At 71.1% G+C, this 19145-nt stretch carries 16 protein-coding genes and 1 tRNA gene; 5 read left to right on the plus strand and 12 right to left on the minus strand.

All coding sequences use genetic code 11. From position 1 onward, the window contains the following. The first annotated feature begins 12 nt into the window (after positions 1-12). Both IE269_RS23710 and IE269_RS23715 read left to right on the plus strand, forming a co-directional pair. Positions 13-435, plus strand: coding sequence for an SsgA family sporulation/cell division regulator (locus tag IE269_RS23710; RefSeq protein ID WP_189825136.1), 423 nt, complete (start codon positions 13-15; stop codon positions 433-435). Between the two features lie 198 nt (positions 436-633). Further along, positions 634-3969, plus strand: a complete 3336-nt coding sequence (locus tag IE269_RS23715; RefSeq protein ID WP_229898172.1) for a S41 family peptidase — start codon at positions 634-636, stop codon at positions 3967-3969. Positions 3970-3991: 22 nt separating this feature from the next. On the opposite strand, the gene IE269_RS23720 is transcribed toward IE269_RS23715, so the two are convergent. The 3 genes from IE269_RS23720 to IE269_RS23730 are packed head-to-tail and all read right to left on the minus strand — an operon-like array spanning position 3992 to position 7319. Then, positions 3992-4870 carry an SDR family oxidoreductase gene (locus IE269_RS23720; protein WP_189825138.1) on the minus strand — a complete coding sequence of 293 codons (879 nt, stop codon included), beginning with the start codon at positions 4868-4870 and terminating at the stop codon, positions 3992-3994. Next, the gene (locus IE269_RS23725; RefSeq protein ID WP_189825139.1) at positions 4867-5805 is read right to left on the minus strand and encodes an alpha/beta fold hydrolase; all 939 of its coding nucleotides are present in this window, start codon (positions 5803-5805) and stop codon (positions 4867-4869) included. Before IE269_RS23725 ends, IE269_RS23720 begins: the two co-directional genes overlap by 4 nt. Beyond that, on the minus strand, positions 5802-7319 hold the full coding sequence (locus tag IE269_RS23730; RefSeq protein ID WP_189825140.1) for a flavin-containing monooxygenase: 1518 nt from the start codon (positions 7317-7319) through the stop codon (positions 5802-5804). The genes IE269_RS23725 and IE269_RS23730 overlap by 4 nt, the downstream gene beginning before the upstream one ends. A gap of 284 nt (positions 7320-7603) precedes the next feature. Here IE269_RS23730 and IE269_RS23735 point away from each other — a divergent pair, with 284 nt between their 5' ends. Next, complete coding sequence (locus IE269_RS23735) at positions 7604-8239, plus strand: MerR family transcriptional regulator (protein ID WP_189825392.1); 636 nt, start codon at positions 7604-7606, stop codon at positions 8237-8239. Positions 8240-8270: 31 nt separating this feature from the next. On the opposite strand, the gene IE269_RS23740 is transcribed toward IE269_RS23735, so the two are convergent. Further along, on the minus strand, positions 8271-9068 hold the full coding sequence (locus tag IE269_RS23740) for an exodeoxyribonuclease III (RefSeq protein ID WP_189825141.1): 798 nt from the start codon (positions 9066-9068) through the stop codon (positions 8271-8273). A gap of 55 nt (positions 9069-9123) precedes the next feature. On the opposite strand from IE269_RS23740, the gene IE269_RS23745 reads away from it, so the two are divergent. After that, positions 9124-9609, plus strand: a complete 486-nt coding sequence (locus IE269_RS23745) for a GNAT family N-acetyltransferase (protein WP_189825142.1) — start codon at positions 9124-9126, stop codon at positions 9607-9609. Positions 9610-9728: 119 nt separating this feature from the next. On the opposite strand, the gene IE269_RS23750 is transcribed toward IE269_RS23745, so the two are convergent. From IE269_RS23750 to galU, 7 genes are all read right to left on the minus strand, one after another. Next, a tRNA-Ala gene (locus IE269_RS23750) sits at positions 9729-9802 on the minus strand. Positions 9803-9902: 100 nt separating this feature from the next. Beyond that, positions 9903-11126, minus strand: a complete 1224-nt coding sequence (locus IE269_RS23755) for a gephyrin-like molybdotransferase receptor GlpR (protein ID WP_189825143.1) — start codon at positions 11124-11126, stop codon at positions 9903-9905. A 130-nt stretch (positions 11127-11256) separates the two neighbouring features. Further along, positions 11257-11856, minus strand: a complete 600-nt coding sequence (locus IE269_RS23760; RefSeq protein WP_189825144.1) for a GNAT family N-acetyltransferase — start codon at positions 11854-11856, stop codon at positions 11257-11259. A 17-nt stretch (positions 11857-11873) separates the two neighbouring features. Beyond that, positions 11874-12404 (minus strand): MogA/MoaB family molybdenum cofactor biosynthesis protein, encoded by a 531-nt coding sequence (locus IE269_RS23765; protein WP_189825393.1) that lies wholly within the window; start codon positions 12402-12404, stop codon positions 11874-11876. Between the two features lie 146 nt (positions 12405-12550). Further along, positions 12551-13030, minus strand: a complete 480-nt coding sequence (gene moaC / locus IE269_RS23770) for a cyclic pyranopterin monophosphate synthase MoaC (protein ID WP_189825145.1) — start codon at positions 13028-13030, stop codon at positions 12551-12553. A 102-nt stretch (positions 13031-13132) separates the two neighbouring features. Continuing rightward, the gene (glp, locus tag IE269_RS23775) at positions 13133-14485 is read right to left on the minus strand and encodes a molybdotransferase-like divisome protein Glp (RefSeq protein ID WP_189825146.1); all 1353 of its coding nucleotides are present in this window, start codon (positions 14483-14485) and stop codon (positions 13133-13135) included. Positions 14486-14488: 3 nt separating this feature from the next. Continuing rightward, positions 14489-15391, minus strand: coding sequence for a UTP--glucose-1-phosphate uridylyltransferase GalU (galU, locus tag IE269_RS23780; RefSeq protein ID WP_189825147.1), 903 nt, complete (start codon positions 15389-15391; stop codon positions 14489-14491). Between the two features lie 104 nt (positions 15392-15495). Here galU and IE269_RS23785 point away from each other — a divergent pair, with 104 nt between their 5' ends. Further along, positions 15496-16101: a 5-formyltetrahydrofolate cyclo-ligase gene (locus tag IE269_RS23785; RefSeq protein ID WP_189825394.1), complete on the plus strand. Its 606-nt coding sequence runs from the start codon at positions 15496-15498 to the stop codon at positions 16099-16101. Here the strand turns inward: IE269_RS23785 and IE269_RS23790 are convergent. Next, positions 16098-18983, minus strand: coding sequence for a penicillin acylase family protein (locus IE269_RS23790; RefSeq protein ID WP_189825148.1), 2886 nt, complete (start codon positions 18981-18983; stop codon positions 16098-16100). The genes IE269_RS23785 and IE269_RS23790 overlap by 4 nt on opposite strands. Between the last annotated feature and the right edge of the window lie 162 nt (positions 18984-19145).

The following is a 19145-nucleotide window of genomic DNA, read 5'->3' on the forward strand; positions in this document are numbered from 1 at the left end:
GGAGGCGGGCCGATGTCCCGCACCGTGGAGGACCGCCCCCTCGGGGGTACCGACGCCGAGAGCGCCGCCGCCGAGGCCACTGCCGCCGAAAGCCCTGCACAGGTCCAGTTGCGCGCGAACCTCGTCACCGACGCGCCGGTCCCCACCTGCCTCCCGGTCACCCTGCGACACGCCCCGGCGGGCGACCGGCGCGCGCTGCTCATCGAACTGCCGGTGCCGGGCCCGCCCGGCAGCAAGGGCGGCCGCCCCAACTGGACCTTCCCGCGAGCCCTCCTGGAGGCGGGCCTGCGCGCACCGGCCGAGCAGGGTGACGTACGGATCTGGCCGTGCGGCCGGGTGCAGGTGGTGCTGGAGCTGCACGCGGAGCAGGGGGTGCTGCTGTTGCAACTGGACAGCGCACCGCTGGTGCGATTCCTGCGGCGTACGTACGAGTGAGACGGCGGGCCGGGCCGAGCCGGGCCGGGCCCGCGCACATGGGTGACGGAGCGCACGTAACAATGCACGCGCATTGGAACGCGCACAACAATGCATGCGCATCGCGAAACACATGGCAATGCGCAGGCATCGCAACGTACGCACAGAGATCCAGCCGTACGAGTTGCCGGGCCCCCCTGGCGCGGAAAGCATGAGGGCATGCGAGTGCCCACAGACGAGTCCGCCCAGGAGCCCGACGCCCCCCACACCGCACCGCCCGAGCCCCCCGCCTACCTCCGCTTCCCGCACCTGCACGGCGACACCCTCGCCTTCGTGGCCGAGGACGACATCTGGGTGGCCCCGCTCCCCGCGGCCGGGCAGACCCCGGGCCGGGCGTGGCGACTGACCGTGGACCGCACCCGCGTCGGTCACCCGCGCTTCTCGCCGGACGGCCGGCACCTCGCGTACACGACCTGGCGCAGCCTCGACCCCGAGGTGCACGTCGTCCCCGTCGACGGCGGCCCCTCACGCCGCCTCTCCTACTGGGGTTCGGTGGACGCACGCGTCTGCGGCTGGACGCCGGACGGGCAGATCCTGGCGGTGTCCTCGCACGGCCAGCCGTTCTCGTACTACTCCTGGGCCTACACGCTGCCCACCGACGGCAGCCCCGGCGGCAGACTCCCCTGGGGCCCGGTCTCCGACATCGCGATCACCGACACCCTCCCCGACTGCAACGGCGAACGCCGCACCCTGCTCCTCACCGGCAAGCCCCCGCACGAGCCCGCCGCCTGGAAGCGCTACCGCGGCGGGGCCACCGGCCGCCTGTGGCTGCACGGCGACCGCCTGCTCCCGGACCTGAACGGTCACCTCGAAGCGCCGATGTTCGTGGCCGGCCGCATCGCGTTCCTCTCCGACCACGAGGGCATCGGCAACCTCTACTCCTGCCTGCCCGACGGCTCCGACCTGCGCCGCCACACCGACCACGCCGACTTCTACGCCCGGCACGCCTCCTCCGACGGCACGCGGGTGGTCTACCAGTGCGCGGGCGAGGTGTGGCTCGTCGACGACTTCTCACCGACCGGGATGCCGCGCCGGCTCGACGTGCGCCTCGGTGGCCCGCGCACCGGCCGCCGCCCCTACCAGGTCCCGGCGGCGGGCCACGTGGGCGGCCTGGCCGTCGACACCACCGGCCGGGCCAGCGCCGTCTCGGTGCGCGGCAGCCTGTACTGGCTCACCCACCGCGACGGCCCGGCCCGTACGATCGCCGACACTCCGGGGGTACGGGTGCGGCTTCCGGAGATGCTGGGCTCCAGCGGGCAGGTCGCGTTCGTGACGGACGCGGAGGGCGAGGACGCGGTGGAGATCGCGTACCTGCCCCGGGCGGCCGGGGCGCGTGCCGCACGCCGTCTCGCCGCCGGTCAACTCGGCCGCGTACACGAACTGGTGGCCGACCCCGACGGCGCGCGCGTGGCGGTCGCCTCCCACGACGGTCGCCTGCTCCTGCTCGGTGTCACTGAAGGACAGGAGTCCCTGACCGAGCTGATCCGCTCGGTGAACGGCCCCGTCCGCGACCTCGCCTTCTCGCCCGACGGGTCGTGGCTGACGTGGTCGCATCCGGGCATCGGCCGCTCGCTGCGGCAGATCAAGATGGCGCGCATCCAGGACACCGCGGCCGAGACGACCGCCCTGATCGTGGACGTCACCAACGGCCGCTTCGAGGACGAGAATCCCGTCTTCACCAGCGACGGCCGCTACCTCGCCTTCCTCTCCTGGCGCGGTTTCGACCCGGTGTACGACGTCCACACGGGCGACCTGTCCTTCCCGCTCGGCTGCCGCCCGTACCTCGTCCCCCTCTCCTCCGCGACCCCCTCCCCCTTCGCCCTCTCCCCCGACGGCCGCCCGGCGGCGGGCGGCCTGGACCCTGACGAGGCGTCGGAGGGCGACGGTACGGTGACGGTCGAGGTCGAGGGCCTGGCGAACCGGGTGACGCCGTTCCCGGTGGCGGCCTCCAAGTACTCGTCGCTGTCGGCGGTCAGCGGCGGCGGCCTGGTCTGGCTGCGCTGGCCGATCTCGGGCGCGCTCGGCGAGACGTTCGCGAACCCCGCCGACACCTCCGGCCGGCCCACCCTCGAACACTTCGACCTCGCCAAGGCCCGCAAGACGGAACTCGCCGACGACCTGGAATGGTTCGCCATCAGCGGCGACGGTACCCGCCTGGTGGTGGTCGAGGACGGTGAGCTGCGCGCCGTCCCCGCCACCGAACGCGGCGACAGCGACTCCACCGTCCACCTCGACCTGCGCCGCATCCTGCACGACGTGGACCCGGCCGCCGAGTGGCGCCAGGCGTACGCGGAGGCGGGCCGCATCATCGACTCCTACTTCTGGGAGCCGAACATGGGCGGTATCGACTGGTCGACAATCCTCGACCAGTACCGCCCGCTGGTGGAGCGGGTCGCCTCCCCCGACGAGTTCGCCGACCTGCTGCGCGAAGTCCTGGGCGAGCTGGGTACGTCGCATGCGTACGTCGCCGGCGCCCGCCGCAACGAAGGCCCCCCGCACTACCAGCGCGCGATGGGCCTGCTGGGCGCCAACTTCTACGTCAAGGACGGCAACTGGACGGTCTCCCGCATCCTCCCCGGCGACTCCTCCGACTCCAAGGCCCGCTCCCCGCTCGCCGGTACGGGCATCCGGGTCGGCGCGGTGCTCACCCATGTGGACGGCCGCCCGGTGGACCCGGTGGCGGGTCCCTTCCCGCTGCTGTCGGCCGCCGGGGGGACGACGGTCGAGCTGACATTCGTACCGGAAGGGCCCGAGGGCGCGGAGGTGCGTCCGCGGCGGGTCGCCGTCGTACCCCTCATCGACGAACGCCCCCTGCGCTACCAGGACTGGGTCGCCAAGCGCCGCGAGGTCGTCCGCGACCTGAGCGGCGGAAAGTGCGGCTACCTGCACATCCCCGACATGGGCGGCTCGGGCTGGGCGCAGTTCAACCGCGACCTGCGCCTGGAGGTGTCCCGCCCCGCGCTGATCGTCGACGTACGCGGTAACGCGGGCGGCAACATCAGCGAGCTCGTCATCGAGAAGTTGACGCGCCGCATCCTCGGCTGGGACCTGACGCGCGACGCCCAGCCCGTCTCGTACGCCTCCAACGCCCCCCGGGGCCCGGTGGTCGCCCTCGCCGACGAGGCCACCTCCTCCGACGGCGACATGATCACCGCCGCCTTCCGGCTGCTGTCGCTGGGGCCGGTCGTCGGTCAGCGCACGTGGGGCGGGGTGGTGGGCATGACCGGCCGTCACCCGCTGGGTGACGGCACGGTCATCACCGTCCCGATGAACGCGGCCTGGTTCGACGAGTACGGCTGGGCGGTCGAGAACCACGGCGTGACCCCGGACATCTCCGCCCTCCGCACCCCGCTGGACTGGGCGGAGGGCCGGTACGCCGTACTGGACGACGCGGTGAAGGTCGCCCTCGACCTGCTGGAGTCGACACCGGCGGCGGTCCCGCCGGACTACTCGGCGGTGCCGGACAAACGGCGACCGACACTGCCGCCGAGGTAGCGGGGCCGGGTGGCCGGGGGCGCTAGACCCCCACCCCCCGGGTCGACTCGTCCGCCGCGCCGCCCGCGCCCACGAGCCCCTTGGCGACCCCGCCCAGCCGGGGGGCGAAACGCTTCATCTCCCGCTGGCCGACCGTCCCGATGATGCCGGGCAGGTACCCGCGCACCGACTGCATCCCGCGCAGCCACCACTGCGCGTACACGTGGTGCGACCGCCGCTCGATGCCCGCGACGATCCGGTCCACGGCCGGCCCCAGCGGATACGTACGGTTCGACGGCCACGGCAGCCGCTGCCGCAACTCCCGCATCACCTCGTCCTGATCGGCCCCGCGCACCATGTCGGTGTCCGTCCACGACAGGTAACCGACCCCCACCCGCACGCCCCGGTAGCCGACCTCCGCCCGCAGACAGTGCGCGAACGCCTCGACTCCCGACTTCGACGCGCAGTACGCGCTCATCATCGGCGCGGGCGTGATCGCCGCCAACGAGGCGATCTGGAGGAAATAGCCGCGGCTCTCCATGAGTACGGGCAGAAAGGCGCGCGCGGTGACGGCGCCGCCCACGAGGTTGACCTCGATCACCCGCCGCCAGGCCTCGGGGTCGGAGTCGACGAAGGGACCACCGGAGGCCACGCCGGCGTTGGCGACGACAATGTCGACTTTCCCGAAGCGCTCCTTGACCTCCTCGGCGACCCGCACCATGGCCTCGTGGTCGGTGACGTCCGCGTACCACCAGTCGCTCTCGGTGTGCAGCCGACCGGTGACGTCCTTCAGCAGCTCGGGCTCCAGCCCCACCAGGGCGATGTTCGCCCCGCGCGCGGAGAGCTTGCGGGCGAGCAGCTCACCCACACCACGGGCCCCGCCCGTCACCACCGCGACCTGACCCTCAAGGCTGTAGCTCACGCGACTTCCTCCTTCTGCTGTGCACCGGCGTCGGCCTTCGGCCCCGCACCCTCGACGACGTATTCCCGCACCAACTGCCGGATCTTCCCGCTGACGACCTCCGGCGCCTCCACCGGCGTCATGTGCCCCACGCCGGTGAGCAACGTCAGCCCCAACGACTTCCGCAACGCTGCCTCGATCCCCCGGGCGTGCACCGGTGGCGTGAGCCGGTCATCAGCACCCGCGACGACGGCGACCGGCACATCCAACTCCCGCACACCGTCGGCCAGCTCCAACTCGGCCAGCACGTGCGACCAACCGACACGCGCCGCCTTGGGGCACGCGTGCACAATGCGAGCGCATTGCAAAACCCGCTCCGGTGACGCACCGCGCCCCATCGTGGCGTACTTCAGCACCGCCTTGGAGACCGGCGTCACCGGCCCCAGCGGAGCCTTCGCCCCGAGCACGGACCGCGTCAGCCGCGTCCGCAACCGCCCAGCCCGCAGCGGCACCACCAACGACTCCGCGACCAGCCGCGAACTGCCAGTACTGCACAGCAGCACCGCCGCCGCATGCTCGACGAAGGCAGCACGCCCGGCAGCCGCCATGACCGTCATGCCACCCATCGAGTGACCGGCGATCACCGCCTTCTCGCCCGGCGCGAGCGTCGCCGACAGCACCGCCTCCAGGTCATCGGCGAGCCCCTCCACCGCATACGCGGCCGAATCCGGCGAACGCCCGTGCCCCCGCTGGTCGTACGCCACGACCTTGAAGTCCCGCGCCAGCTCCCGTATCTGGGCCGCCCAGAAGCCGATCGAGCACGTCCACCCGTGCGCCAGCACCACCGCCGGCGCACCTTCCTCCCCGTACACCTCGACATGCAGCCGCGCACCGTCGCGCGAGGTGACGGTCACCTCCCGTACGTCGAGCCCGAGTTCACCGGCGACGCGGCTCACGCCACGACCTCCTCGACCTCGGCGGGGGCGGCGGCCTGGGCGCGCACCACCTCGTACTCCGCGAGATTGACCTCGCGCGTCGCCCGCCGGAACTCCGAGGTGGTGCCCGGCCAGACGGTCGTGTTGCGGCCGTTGGCGTCCAGGTACCAGCTGTCGCAGCCGCCGGTGTTCCACACGGTGCGTTTCATGCGCTCCTGCACACGACGGTTCCAGGCACCGACGGCCGAGGGGCGTGCCGACAGCGCGACCCGGCCGCCGAGCGTGTTCAGCTGCCGCATGTAGTCGGCCAGGTAGTTGAGCTGCGCCTCGATCATGAGGATCATCGACGAATTGCCCAGCCCGGTGTTCGGGCCGATGATCGTCATCCAGTTCGGGAAGCCGACGGCGCTCGCGCCGCGCAGCGACTCCATGCCGCCCTTCCACGTCTCGGCGAGGGTGATGCCGTCGGCGCCGACCACACGGTCGGCGATCGGCATGTCGGTGACGTGGAAGCCCGTACCGAAGATGATCGCGTCGACCTCGGTCTCCGTGCCGTCGGCGGCGACGACGGTCGACCCGCGCACCTCGGTCAGCCCGGAGGCGACGACATCCACGTTCGGCTGCGCGAGCGCCGGGTAGTACGTGCTCGACAGCAGGATGCGCTTGCAGCCGATGCGGTAGTCGGGCGTCAGCCTGGCGCGCAGGGCGGGGTCCTTGATGGACTTCGCCATGTTGGCCTTGGCGATGGCCTCGATGAAGCCGAGCTCGTTGGGGCGCTTGGTGAACGCCTGCACCTGGAGCTCACGGATGCCCCACAGCAGCCCCCGCCGGGCCTTGCCGGTCGCCGGCACCGTGCGGTGCAACCAGCGTTCGCCGCCGGTGATCGTGCGGTCGGCGCGCGGCATCACCCACGGCGGCGTGCGCTGGAAGAGGGTGAGTTTGTCGACTTGTGGCTGAATTGCCGGAACGATCTGGATCGCGGACGCCCCCGTCCCGATCATCGCGACCCGCTTGCCCTGGAGGTCGTAGTCGTGGTCCCACCGCGCGGAGTGGAAAACCTTGCCGGGGAAGGTGTCGAGCCCCGGGATGTCGGGCGTCTTCGGGTCAGACAGCGGCCCGGTCGCGGACACGACGACGTCCGCGACGAGCGTCTTCCCGTTCGCCGCCTCGATTTTCCACAAGAGCTTCTCGGCATCCCAGGTCATCATCGTGACCTCGTGGTTCAGCCTGATGTGCGGCCGCAGCCCGAAGGTGTCGGTCACGTGCTCCAGGTACGCCCGGATGTGCTCCTGCCCGGAAAAGGTGCGCGGCCACTCGGGGTTGGGCGCAAAGGAGAACGAATACAAATGGGACGGTACGTCGCAGGCGCACCCGGGATAGCTGTTGTCGCGCCAGGTCCCGCCGACCGAATCCGCCCGCTCCAGCACGACGAAGTCGGTAACCCCTTCCCTGCGCAGCCGGACCGCGGCCCCCAGGCCCCCGAACCCGGACCCGATCACCGCCACTCGTACATGCTCGTGCTCGAACTCGGCCATGCCCGACGCCTCCCGCACTCAACGACACATTGACACTTAGTGACACCCAAGCGACTCTGCCAGCAATCACTGGCATGATGGGGAGCGTAGAGCAGTGCCGTACTGATCGGTAGGGGTAGGACCGAGGAAAGTTACCCGGGGTACGACATAGGCTTCCCGGCGTGGACGAGGCAGTGGAACAGGCACCGGAATCCCCCGACCAGGGCGGCGCACGCGACGACGCGCAGCCCGAGAAGCCCGACGGCACGCAGGCCGCCGAGGCACGCCCGTACCGCGAATACCGCATGGAAGAACTGGCGGAGGCGGCCGGCATCCCCGTCCGCACCCTGCGCTTCTACCGCGAACGCAAGCTCATCGGCCCACCCCGCCGCGAGGGCCGCATCGCCTGGTACAACGACCACCACCTGGCCCGCCTGCGCACCGTCGCCGCCCTCCTGGAGCGCGGCCACACCCTCACCGGCATCGCCGACCTGGCCTCCACCTTCGACAGCGGCCGCGACATGGGCGACCTGCTGGCCCTCGGCACCCCGCCGGAGCCCACCGAGGAGACCCCGGTCCGCCTCACCCCGGAGAACCTCGCCGACTACTTCGAGGGCGAGGTCACCCCCGGGAACCTCGCCTCCGCCATGTCACTCGGCTACCTCACCGTCGACGGCGACGAGATCGTCCACATCAGCCGCCGCCTGCTGGACGCGTCGGCGGCACTCGTCCGCGAGGGCGTCCCGCTCTCCGAGGTGATGGCCGCTGGCCTCCAGGTGCGCGAGCACGCCGACGTACTCGCACAGATCTTCGTCGCCCTGCTCACCACCCACGACGCCGACCCCCAACGCCTGCGCCCCCTGGCCAAGAGTGTGGTCGAGGCCGAACTCTCCATGGCCCTCGACCGTCACCTGCCCACGTCCCGCCCGCAGACGACGTAGGCCCCCGCGAACACCGCGGGGGCCGGGCGAACTACTTCTCGTACGTCACCGTCACCGGCGCGTGGTCGCTCCACCGCTCCCCGTGCGTGGCGGCCCGCTCCACCCAGCCCTTGACCGCACGGTCGGCCAGCCCGGGCGTCACCACCTGGTAGTCGATGCGCCATCCCGTGTCATTGTCGAACGCACGTCCGCGATACGACCACCACGAGTACGGCCCCTCGACATCCGGATGCAGCTTGCGTACGACGTCGACGTACCCGGCCTCCTCGAAGACCCGCCCGAGCCACTCCCGCTCCTCCGGCAGGAACCCGGAGGACTTGCGGTTCGCCTTCCAGTTCTTCAGGTCGGCCTCCTGGTGCGCGATGTTCCAGTCGCCGCACACCACGACCTCACGCCCGTCCGCCGCCGCCCGCGCCTTCAGCGCGACCAGGTAGAGCATGAATTCGTCCATAAAGCGATACTTCTCGTCCTGCTTCTCCGTCTCGACCTCCCCCGACGGCAGGTACAGGCTCGCGACCGTCACCCCCGGCAGGTCGATCTCGACGTACCGCCCGCTCGCGTCGAACTCCTCGCTCCCGAAGCCGATCTGCACCCGCTCCGGCTCCTGCCGCGAGTACACCGCGACCCCGGCCCGCCCCTTGGCCTGCGCGGGCGCGAGCACCACGTGCCAGCCCTCGGGCGCCCGCACGTCCTCCGGCAGCTGGTCGGCCTCGGCCCGTACCTCCTGGAGGCACACCACGTCGGCACCGGTCTCCGCCAGCCACGGCACGAAGCCCTTCTTGGCGGCGGCCCGCAGGCCATTCACATTCACGCTGGTCACAGTGAGCATCCAAAAACCCTACCGACCCTCCGCACCTTTCCCTCGCGCTCGTACGCTCGTACGCATGGAATTCCGCCCCGTCGCCTACGACCACCCCGACGCCGTGAAGCTCAACGCCGACGTGCAGCTCGAATACGCCGAGCGCTACGGCGAGGGCGACCTCACTCCGCTCGACCCTGCGATGTTCACGCCCCCGCAGGGCCTCTACCTGATCGCGTACGACGACGAGGGCTTCCCCGTCGCCACCGGCGGCTGGCGCACCCAGCAGGCGGGCGAGGAGAACTACGCCGACGGCGACGCCGAACTCAAGCGCATGTACGTCGTCCCCGCCGCCCGCGGCAAGGCGCTCGCCCGCCGCATGCTCGCCCTTCTTGAGGCCGACGCGCTCGCCGCCGGCCGCACCCGCATGGTGCTGGAGACCGGCACCGAACAGCCCGAGGCCGTCGCCCTCTACCTCTCCACCGGCTACACGGCCGTCCCCCTGACCGACCGCTTCGGCCTCTACCGCCACACCGACGAGAGCCGCTGCTTCACCAAGCCGCTGGTGTAATCCGCCTCACACGCAAAAGGGGCCGGTCACAGCGACCGGCCCCAACACCCCTTGCACACGGCGCACATACGAAAGATCCCGCCCGGTCTTCCGACCGGACGGGATCTTTCTTGTTGTTGTGGACCTGTGGGGATTTGAACCCCAGACCCCCTCGATGCGAACGAGGTGCGCTACCAGACTGCGCCACAGGCCCTTGCAACGAGATGAACTCTAGCACCTCTTCCGGGGTGCTCGGTAATCCGTTCCTCGCCCCCTCCCGGGCCCCCCACCTGCGACGGGTCCGCCCGGGCCGATCACTCGTTGGCGGCGCGAGGGCGGTCGTCCTCGTCGTACTGGTCGAAGAGCGGGGTGCGACCGCGCTCGCGGGAGCGGCGGCCCGGCTGGGGGCGGCGGGCGCCCTGCGCAGGTCTGTCGTCCTCGGCCGGGGCGGCTGCCGGGTCGGCGGTGCTGGAGCGGGCGGAACTCCAGGTGCCGGGGGCGCCCAGGTCCAGTTCTCCGGTGGCGCGCGGGGCGACGGGGGCGGTGACGTACGTCGGGAGCGGGACCGGGACGGGCTCCCAGCTCTCGCCGCGGGCGGCACCGCGCTCGCGTTCGCGCTGCTGGTCGACCCACTCGGCGTGGTCGGTCTGCTCCACCAGGGCGCGGCGGCCGGCCTCCTGGGGGGAGACGGCGGGCGCGGGGGCGGGCTCCGGGCGGTCGTCCGGCTCACCGTGGGAGTGGGAGTGGGGGGTGCGCGCGTGCGGCTGGTGTCCCTGGTGGCCCTGGTACGCGTGGTGGCGCTGGGGGTGGTCCGGGGAGGGTGCCGGGCGGTGGATCTGCTGGGTGCGCTGCTCGCGCAGGCGCTGGGCGGCGAGTTCGGCCCGGCGGCGGTCCATGGTAAAGGCGAAGCGGCGCTTCTCCTGGCCGCGCAGGTGCACGATGTACGCGCTGAGGAGGACGGCCGGGATGCCGGGGGCCCACAGGTAGCGCAGGCCGCCGACGGCGGCGACGATCGCGCCGAGCGTGAAGGCGGCGAAGAGCAGGACCGTGGTGCGCCGGCGGCGGGCCAGGACCTTGGAACGGCGGGCCCGTTCGAGCGCGGCCGGGGACGGCTTGGCGGGGCGGGGGCGCTCCCTCTCGCGCACCGGCTCACGGGGGGCCGGTTCCTCGTGCGGGGCCTCCTCGCGGTGGGTTTCCGCGCGCTCGGCCCGCTGCTGCGCCTTGCGTTCGGCCCTGGAGGAGGGTGCGGCGAAGGCGCGGACGTCGACCGAGTCGGTCACCGGGTCCGCGTCGGACGGGGCGTCGGGGTCGCTGGGCTGTGCGCCTTCGGTGCCGGCCGCGCCGCCGTCGCGCTGCTGGAGCTCCTTGGCGTACCGGCGCTCCATGGCCGCGCGTCCCGACAGCAGTCGGATGGCGGTGCTGAAGCGTTCCGTCGGACGAGCCTCGTTGAGTTCGTCCTGCCTGCGGAGCCACATCGGCACCAAGTAGGCGGCCCAGGCCCCGACGATGACTGCGTAGATCAGGCCGCTGCTGCTCACACCCCACACCGTAGAGGGGCCCGGAGGGGGGCATCCGCCAATTGGGCCGGTGTGTCGGGCGTATCTGTCTGATATTCCGAACTTTTTTGACGCGCGGGGTGGCAGCCTCGATCAAATTCGAGCATTTGTTTTATTTTTGCGAGGCAGAGCGGCGCCGCCAGCGGCCGAGGACCCCCTCGGGAACCTCTTCCGAGGTCAGGGCGAAGACGAGGTGGTCGCGCCAGGCGCCGTCGATGTGCAGATAGCGCGGCCGCAGCCCCTCCTCGCGGAAGCCGAGCTTTTCCACCACGCGGCGGCTGGGCCCGTTCTCGGGGCGGATGCACACCTCCATGCGGTGCAGCCCGACGGTGCGGAAGCAGTGGTCGACGACGAGCGCGACGGCGGTCGGCATCACGCCGCGCCCGGCGACGTCCCGGTCGACCCAGTAACCGACGTGCCCCGAGCACATGGAGCCCCAGGTGATGCCGGCGACCGTCAGCTGACCGACGAGCTGCCCCCGGTACTCGATAACGAACGGCAGCATCCGCCCCGCGTTCGCCTCCGCCCGCAGGTGGCGCACCATTTGACGGTACGTCGGACGATGCGCGACCGGACCGCTCGGCGTGGGCGGCGGGATGGTCGCCTCCCAGGGGCGCAGCCAGTCCCGGTTGCGTCGGTTGACCTCGCGCCAGGCCCGCTGGTCGCGCAGTTTTATGGGACGCAGGACCACGTCCCCGTCCTTGAGTTCCACGGGCCAGGCGGCGGTGTTCAGTTGATCCCCCCGGGGGTACCGGCGGCTCTCGGGTGGTCGCCGCCGCGCAGCTGGTCGACGGCGTGCAGCAGGATGCGGTCGAGGACCGCGAGGCCGTCGCGGACGCCGCCGGTGGAGCCCGGCAGGTTGACGATCAGGGTGGTGCCGCCCGCGACTCCGGCCAGGCCCCGGGAGAGCGACGCGGTGGGCACGTGCGGGCGGCCCTCGGCTCGGATGGCCTCGGGGATGCCCGGGATCTCGTAGTCGACGACCCGGCGGGTGGCGTCGGGGGTGCGGTCGGTGGGCGAGATGCCGGTGCCGCCGGTGGTGACGATGACGTCGTACGCCAGCAGCACGCCGTCGCGCAGGGCCGCCTCGACGGGGTCGCCGTCGGGAACGACTTCGGGTCCGGTGACGGTGAATCCCATACGGGTCAGACCTGCGGCGACCATCGGGCCGCCCTTGTCGGCGTACACCCCGGCGGAGGCGCGGTTGGAGGCGGTGACGACGAGCGCGCGGTAGGGGCGGACGTCGGGGCCCGCGTACATCGGCTCGCCGGGCACCTGCGACTGGTAGCCGGGTTCGGAGACGGGTCCGGGTACGGCGTCGGGGTGGGCGTGCGCCTCGGAGTGACGGTCGGCCTCGGTGTCGGCGGGGGCGTCGGGGGCGAGGTCGGTGGCCCTGAGCTGTGTGTTCATGCGCGGGTCCAGTCGCCGGACTTGCCGCCGGTCTTCTCCTCGACCCGTACGTCCGTGATGACCGCGCCCTTGTCGACGGCCTTCACCATGTCGATCACGGTGAGGGCGGCGACGGTGACGGCCGTGAGGGCCTCCATCTCGACGCCCGTACGGTCGGTGGTCTTCACGGTGGCGTGGATCTCCACGGCGTCGTCGGCGACGGTCAGCTCGACCTTGACGCCGGAGACGGCCAGTGGGTGGCAGAGCGGGATCAGGTCGGGGGTGCGCTTGGCGCCCATGATGCCCGCGATGCGGGCGGTGGCGAGGGCGTCGCCCTTGGGGACGCCCTCGCCGCGGAGGAGTTCGATCACGCGCGGGGCGACGAGCACGCGGCCGCTGGCGCGGGCGGTGCGGTGGGTGACGTTCTTCTCGGAGACGTCCACCATCCGGGCCGCGCCGGCCTCGTCGATGTGGGTCAGGCTGCCTTGCGTACTCATCAATCCGCCTCGCGATCGGGCGCCGGTCCGTCGCGGCCCGGCAGTCGTTGCCTTCGGCCGTTGCCTCGGCGCAGCGGCAGACACCGTACCGCCACGGGCCCCTCAGCGCGTGAGCAGGACCACGTCCACCTCGCTTCCGGGGGCCAGGGACGTGGTGTCCTCGGGGACGACCAGCAGGCAGTCCGCGTGGGCGAGGGCGGCGACCAGGTGGGAGCCGGAGCCGCCCACAGGGGTGACGGTGCCGGTGGCCGCGTCGTACGCACCCCGCAGGAACTGGCGCTTCCCGGACGGGGATTCGAGTGCCTTGTCCGCCTTGAGGGTGGCGTGGACGACCGGGCGGTGGACGTCCTCCAGGCCCATCAGGGCGCGGATCGCGGGGCGTACGAACAGCTCGAAGGAGACGTACGAAGAGACCGGGTTGCCCGGCAGGGCGAGCAGCGGGGTGTGGTCGGGGCCGATCGAGCCGAAGCCCTGGGGTTTGCCGGGCTGCATGGCGAGCTTGCGGAAGTCGACACCGCTGCCCGGTTCGTCCTCGTCGGAGGTGTGCGAGAGGGCTTCCTTGACGACGTCGTACGCGCCGACGCTGACGCCACCGGTGGTGACCAGGAGGTCGGCGCGGACCAGCTGGTCGTCGATGGTGTCGCGCAGCTCGGCGGCGTCGTCGGTGACGGCGCCGACGCGGTAGGCGATGGCTCCGGCGTCGCGGGCGGCGGCGGTGAGGGCGAAGCTGTTGGAGTCGTAGATCTGGCCGGGGCCCAGTTCCTCGCCGGGCTGGACCAGCTCGGAGCCGGTGGACAGGACGACGACGCGGGGGCGCGGGCGGACCAGGACGGTGGCCCGGCCGATCGCGGCGAGGAGTCCGAGCTGGGGCGGGCCCAGGACCGTACCGGCTTCGAGGGCGTTGTCGCCGGCCTTGACGTCGCTGCCGGCGGCGCGGACGTGCGCGCGGGCGGTGGCGGGGCGGTGCACGCGGACCTCGCCGGAGGAGTCGCCGGGGTTGGCGCCTGCGGAGCGGAAGGCGGTGGCGGGGCCTTCGCCGCTGCCGCCGTCGGTCCACTCGACGGGGACGACCGCCTCGGCGCCCGGGGGCAGCGGGGCGCCGGTCATGATGCGGGCGGCCTCGCCGGGGCCGACGGTGATCTCGGCACCACCGGAGCCCGCCGCCACGTCGCCGATCACGGTGAGCACTGCGGGGAACTCCGTGCTCGCGTCCGCGACGTCGGCGACCCGGACCGCGTACCCGTCCATCGAACTGTTGTCGAAGGGCGGCAGCGAGACCGGGACGGTGACGTCCTCGACGAGGACGCAGCCCTGGGCGTCGGGGAGTTGGAGCTCGATGGGCTCCAACGGGCGGATCGCGCCCAGGACGTCGTCCAGGTGCTCGTCCACCGACCAGACGCGGTCGGGGCCGCCCTCGCCGTCGGCGGTGGCGGGCGGTGCTTCGGTGGTGCTCACGTGCTACATCTCCTCGTGGACGTAACTGCGAAGCCAGGTCTTGAAGTCCGGGCCCAGGTCCTCACGTTCGCACGCGAGTCTGACAATCGCCCGAAGATAGTCTCCGCGGTCCCCGGTGTCATAGCGCCGACCCTTGAAGACGACGCCGTGGACGGGGCCGCCGACCTTCTCGTCGGCGGCGAGTTTCTGCAGGGCGTCAGTGAGCTGGATCTCGCCGCCGCGGCCCGGCTCGGTCTCGCGCAGTATCCCGAAGACCGCCGGGTCCAGGACGTACCGGCCGATGATCGCCAGGTTGCTGGGGGCCTCGGCGGGGGACGGCTTCTCGACCAGGCCGGTGACCTTCACGACGTCGCCGTCGGCGGTGGGCTCGGCGGCGGCGCACCCGTACATCTGGATGTGCTCGGGATCGACCTCCATGAGCGCGATGACGCTGCCGCCGTGCTGCTCCTGGATCTCGACCATGCGCGAGAGGAGGGGGTCGCGGGGGTCGATGAGGTCGTCGCCGAGGAGGACGGCGAAGGGCTCTTCTCCGACGTGCGGGGCCGCGCACAGGACGGCGTGGCCGAGACCCTTGGGGTCGCCCTGGCGCACGTAGTGCATGGTCGCGAGGTCGCTGGACTCCTGGACCTTGGCCAGACGGCCCGCGTCGCCCTTCTTGGTGAGGGCGGACTCCAGCTCGTAGTTGCGGTCGAAGTGGTCCTCGAGCGGGCGCTTGTTGCGGCCGGTGACCATCAGGACGTCGGACAGGCCGGCCGCTGCGGCCTCCTCGACCACGTACTGGATGGCGGGCTTGTCGACGACCGGGAGCATCTCCTTGGGCGTCGCCTTGGTGGCCGGCAGGAAGCGGGTGCCGAGACCCGCTGCCGGGATGACAGCCTTACTGATCCTGGGGTGAGCCTGAGTCATGCGCGGAACGATATCGGCTGGCCCCTCACAGAAGGTCGGGTTCCAGCCTTTTTGTTGCCGTACGAGCGAATTGTGAAGGTGAAGTGACCGTGGACGCCGAGGAGATGACCGGCCTGGCCGCACAGAAGCGGGTGCTGCGGGGTGAACTCCTGGAGCACAGGAGGCTGTTGTCCCAGGAGGACGCAGCGGGGGCGGCCGCGGTTCTTGCCCGGCGGGCGCTGGAGCTGCCGGAGCTGGCGGGTGCGGGGACGGTCGCCGCGTACGTGTCGGTCGGCCGTGAACCCGGCACCCGTGCACTGCTGGACGCGCTGCACGCGCGCGGGGTGCGCGTTCTGCTGCCGGTGCTGATGCCCGACAACGACCTGGACTGGGGGGCGTACGAGGGTGCGCAGGGGCTCGTACGGGCCGGGCGCGGGCTCCTGGAACCCTCGGGGCGCCGACTGGGCGTGGACGCCGTACGGGAGGCGGACGCGGTGCTGCTGCCGGGGCTGGCGGTGGATGCGCGGGGGATGCGGATGGGGCGCGGCGGCGGGTCGTACGACAGGGTGCTGGCGCGGCTGAAGGGGGGCGCGGCGCACCTGGTGGTGCTGCTGTACGCGAACGAGGTGGTCGCGGAGGTTCCGGTGGAACCCCACGACCACCCCGTGCACGCGGTGGTGACGCCGGAAGGTGTCCAGCGCTTCGGCGCTCGTCCGCCGATGGGTGGCTAGCCGGGCGGGCCCGGCTTGAGGACCAGGGTCTCGGTGGTCGACTTGTCGACGGCCGCCTTGGTGAACGACCAGTCGAGCAGTTCGCCCTTGGCCCACTTCTCCGTCTGGTCACTGTAATTACTGTGATAGGCGTGGCCGGAGGCGCCGGTCAGGTTGATCCAGCGGGACTTGTCGAGGTCACTGAGGTTGACGACCATGCGCATGGACGGCACCCAGACGACCTCGTAGCCGCCCGCCGCGTTCCAGCCGGTGGCGTTGACGGCCGCCTCGCCGCCGCCCAGGTTCCAGGGGCCGCGGTTGAGCAGGTGCTGGATGAAGCCGGGGCCCTCGGTGCCCAGCGTCTGGTTCTTCAGGGTGAGCTGGTGCAGGCGGCCCCAGTTCCAGGTCTTGATGTTCTTGCCCAGCTTGGCGGTGAGCTCCCAGCGGGCGTCCTCCATGGCCCGCGCGAACAGCTCGTCGCGGGTCGTGGTGGCCTTGTCGGTGCGGGAGGCCGGCGAGGACCACCAGTCGTTCTTCTCGTCCTTGACGAGGTTGCGTACGACCTCGAACCAGCGGTCGCCGCCGTCGGGCTGCGCGGAGTCCGCGTCGCGCTCGCCGCACTCGCGGGTGGGCTTGGCGAGGTCGTCGACAGGGCCGTCGGCGGAGCGCACGTACAGGCACTGGCCCTTGACGCGCAGTTCCTTGGGCATCTTGTTGCCGAAGGCCAGCTTGAGGATGTTGCGCCAGACGCCGTTGAAGTAGGCGGCGGCCGCGGAGTCGGACTCCTGGGTGTAGTCCCAGCCCTCCAGGAGCTTCTGCGCCTCGCGGACCTGGTCGTCGTCGATGTCGATCTTCAGCAGGTAGGGGGTCAGCAGCTTGGCGATCTCGCTGCTGTTGTCCATCTGCATGGTGCGCATGTCATCGGTGCTGATCTTGCCGCCGTCCTTGGTCTTGGACTCGATCAGGTCGTTGATGCGCTGCGAGCGGGCGCCGTAGCCCCAGTCCTCGGTGAGCTTGAGGTCCGACTTGCGGGAGTCGACGACGGCCTGGTTGGCGGTGACGATGTAGCCGCGCTTGGGGTTGTACTCGTACGGCATCTGGGACTGCGGGATGTAGCCCTGCCAGTTGTTCTTGGAGTCCCAGCCGGCGACCGGCATGCGGCCGTCGTGGCCGGTCCGGCGGATCGGGATGGTGCCCGGGGCCTGGTAGCCGATGTTGCCCGCGGTGTCGGCGTAGATGAGGTTCTGCGACGGCACCTCGAAGTGGCGGGCGGCACCCTGGAAGTCCTTGAAGTTCTTGGCGCGGTTCATCTCGAAGACGGCGTCCATGGACTTGCCGGCGTCGAGGGCGGTCCACCTCAGAGCGATCGCGTAGCCGTTGCCGCGGTCGGGGGCGGCGTTGGTGACGGGCGCCTTCTGGCCGACCGACTCCATCTCGGAGTTGCGGTCGGAGATCAGGGGGCCGTTCTGGGTGGAGCGGACGGTGATCTTCTTGCTGCCGCCGCCTGCGACCTTGATGGTCTCCACGCGGGTCTTGAAGGGGACTTCCTTGTTGTCGTAGAGGTACGTGTTGTTGGGGCCGACCTTCTCCAGATAGAGGTCCGAGACGTCGGCGCCCAGGTTGGTCATGCCCCAGGCGATGTCCTGGTTGTGGCCGATGACCACACCGGGCATGCCGGAGAACGTGTAGCCCGCGGTGTCGTACTGGCACTGCGAGGAGATCTCGCGGCAGTGCAGGCCCATCTGGTACCAGAGGGACGGCATCTGGGGGGCCAGGTGCGGGTCGTTGGCGAGCAGCGGCTTGCCGGTGGTGGTCTTCGAGCCGGCGACCACCCAGGAGTTCGAGCCGATGCCGTTGCCGTTGGGGCCGAGCAGCGCCGGGATCTTGTCGAGGTTGGCGGAGATGCGGGAGAGCTGGGTCTGGAGGCCCTGGGTGGAGCCGACGCCGGTGTTGGCGTTCGTGCCGGTGCCGTTGCCGGTTCCGGTGTTACCGGTGCTGGTGTTGCCGGCACCGGTGCCGGCGTTGCGGCCTGCGCTGCCGCCGGCGCTGGTGCCCGTTCCCGTGCTTCCGGTGCCGGTGCCCGTACCCGTACCCGTACCGGATGCGCCGCGGGCGCCGGTGCCGAGGCCGGTGTTCGACGAGCCGCCCTTGGCGAGGTTCTCCTCGACGATCGGCTTGTGCCGGTCGAAGGGGTACTTCGGGTACAGCTCGTCGATCTGCTTCTTGTCCAGGCGGCTGGTCATCAGCGAGCGGTCGATCTCGTCCTGCATGTTGCCGCGCAGGTCCCAGGCCATCGCCTTGAGCCAGGCCACCGAGTCGACCGGGGTCCACTCCTCGATGGTGTAGTCCGTGGTGAAGCCGAGGGCCGCGTACTCCACGGAAACGTCCTTGCTGGAGCGCCCCTTCAGGTACTCGTTGACGCCCGCCGCGTACGCCTGGAGGTGCTTCTTCGTCTCCGGCGACAGCTTCTTGTCGTACTCCTCCTGTGCCACCTGGCGCCAGCCGAGGGTGCGCAGGAAGGCGTCCGTCTCGACCTGTCCCGAACCGAACATCTCGGAGAGGCGGCCCGACGTCATGTGACGGCGGACGTCCATCTCCCAGAAGCGGTCCTGCGCCTGGACGTAGCCCTGGGCGCGGAAGAGGTCGGCGTCCGTGGAGGCGTAGATCTGCGGGATGCCGTTGGCGTCGCGCTTGACGTCGACGGGCTGCGTCAGCCCTTCGAGCGTCAGCTCACCACTGGCTTGAGGGAACGAGGCCCGTACGGTGCTGACGCTCCAGTACGTGCCGTAACCGACGCCCGCGACGATCGCCAGCACCAGCACGATGACGAGCAGGCGGGCGCGCCCCCTCTTCTTTTTCTTGCCTGCGGGAGCAGCGGAAGGGGCGGTGGGGGTGGCGGGCATCGCTGTCCTTAGAGGGGCAGGGTGGTCCTGGAGTGCTGGAGCAACCATAGGCGCAGCCCCGTACCGCTCCGGACTCGGTCTCCTGAAGCACTGTTCGAGGCAGTTGAGGAAACGCGTTAAGGAGGCGTCAAAGATTAGGTAAGGTAATGAAACTACCTCGCC

Origin of the sequence: Streptomyces spiroverticillatus (assembly GCA_014650415.1) — a bacterium.
GTDB lineage: Bacteria > Actinomycetota > Actinomycetes > Streptomycetales > Streptomycetaceae > Streptomyces > Streptomyces spiroverticillatus.

Coding starts and splice junctions, on each gene's coding strand:
- IE269_RS23710 (WP_189825136.1), top strand. CDS start 13: ATGTCCCGCACCGTGGAGGACCGCCCCCTCGGGGGTACCGACGCCGAG.
- IE269_RS23715 (WP_229898172.1), top strand. CDS start 634: ATGCGAGTGCCCACAGACGAGTCCGCCCAGGAGCCCGACGCCCCCCAC.
- IE269_RS23730 (WP_189825140.1), bottom strand. CDS start 7,319: ATGGCCGAGTTCGAGCACGAGCATGTACGAGTGGCGGTGATCGGGTCC.
- IE269_RS23735 (WP_189825392.1), top strand. CDS start 7,604: ATGGAAGAACTGGCGGAGGCGGCCGGCATCCCCGTCCGCACCCTGCGC.
- IE269_RS23740 (WP_189825141.1), bottom strand. CDS start 9,068: ATGCTCACTGTGACCAGCGTGAATGTGAATGGCCTGCGGGCCGCCGCC.
- IE269_RS23745 (WP_189825142.1), top strand. CDS start 9,124: ATGGAATTCCGCCCCGTCGCCTACGACCACCCCGACGCCGTGAAGCTC.
- IE269_RS23765 (WP_189825393.1), bottom strand. CDS start 12,404: ATGTACGCGGGCCCCGACGTCCGCCCCTACCGCGCGCTCGTCGTCACC.
- moaC (WP_189825145.1), bottom strand. CDS start 13,030: ATGAGTACGCAAGGCAGCCTGACCCACATCGACGAGGCCGGCGCGGCC.
- galU (WP_189825147.1), bottom strand. CDS start 15,391: ATGACTCAGGCTCACCCCAGGATCAGTAAGGCTGTCATCCCGGCAGCG.
- IE269_RS23785 (WP_189825394.1), top strand. CDS start 15,496: ATGACCGGCCTGGCCGCACAGAAGCGGGTGCTGCGGGGTGAACTCCTG.
- IE269_RS23790 (WP_189825148.1), bottom strand. CDS start 18,983: ATGCCCGCCACCCCCACCGCCCCTTCCGCTGCTCCCGCAGGCAAGAAA.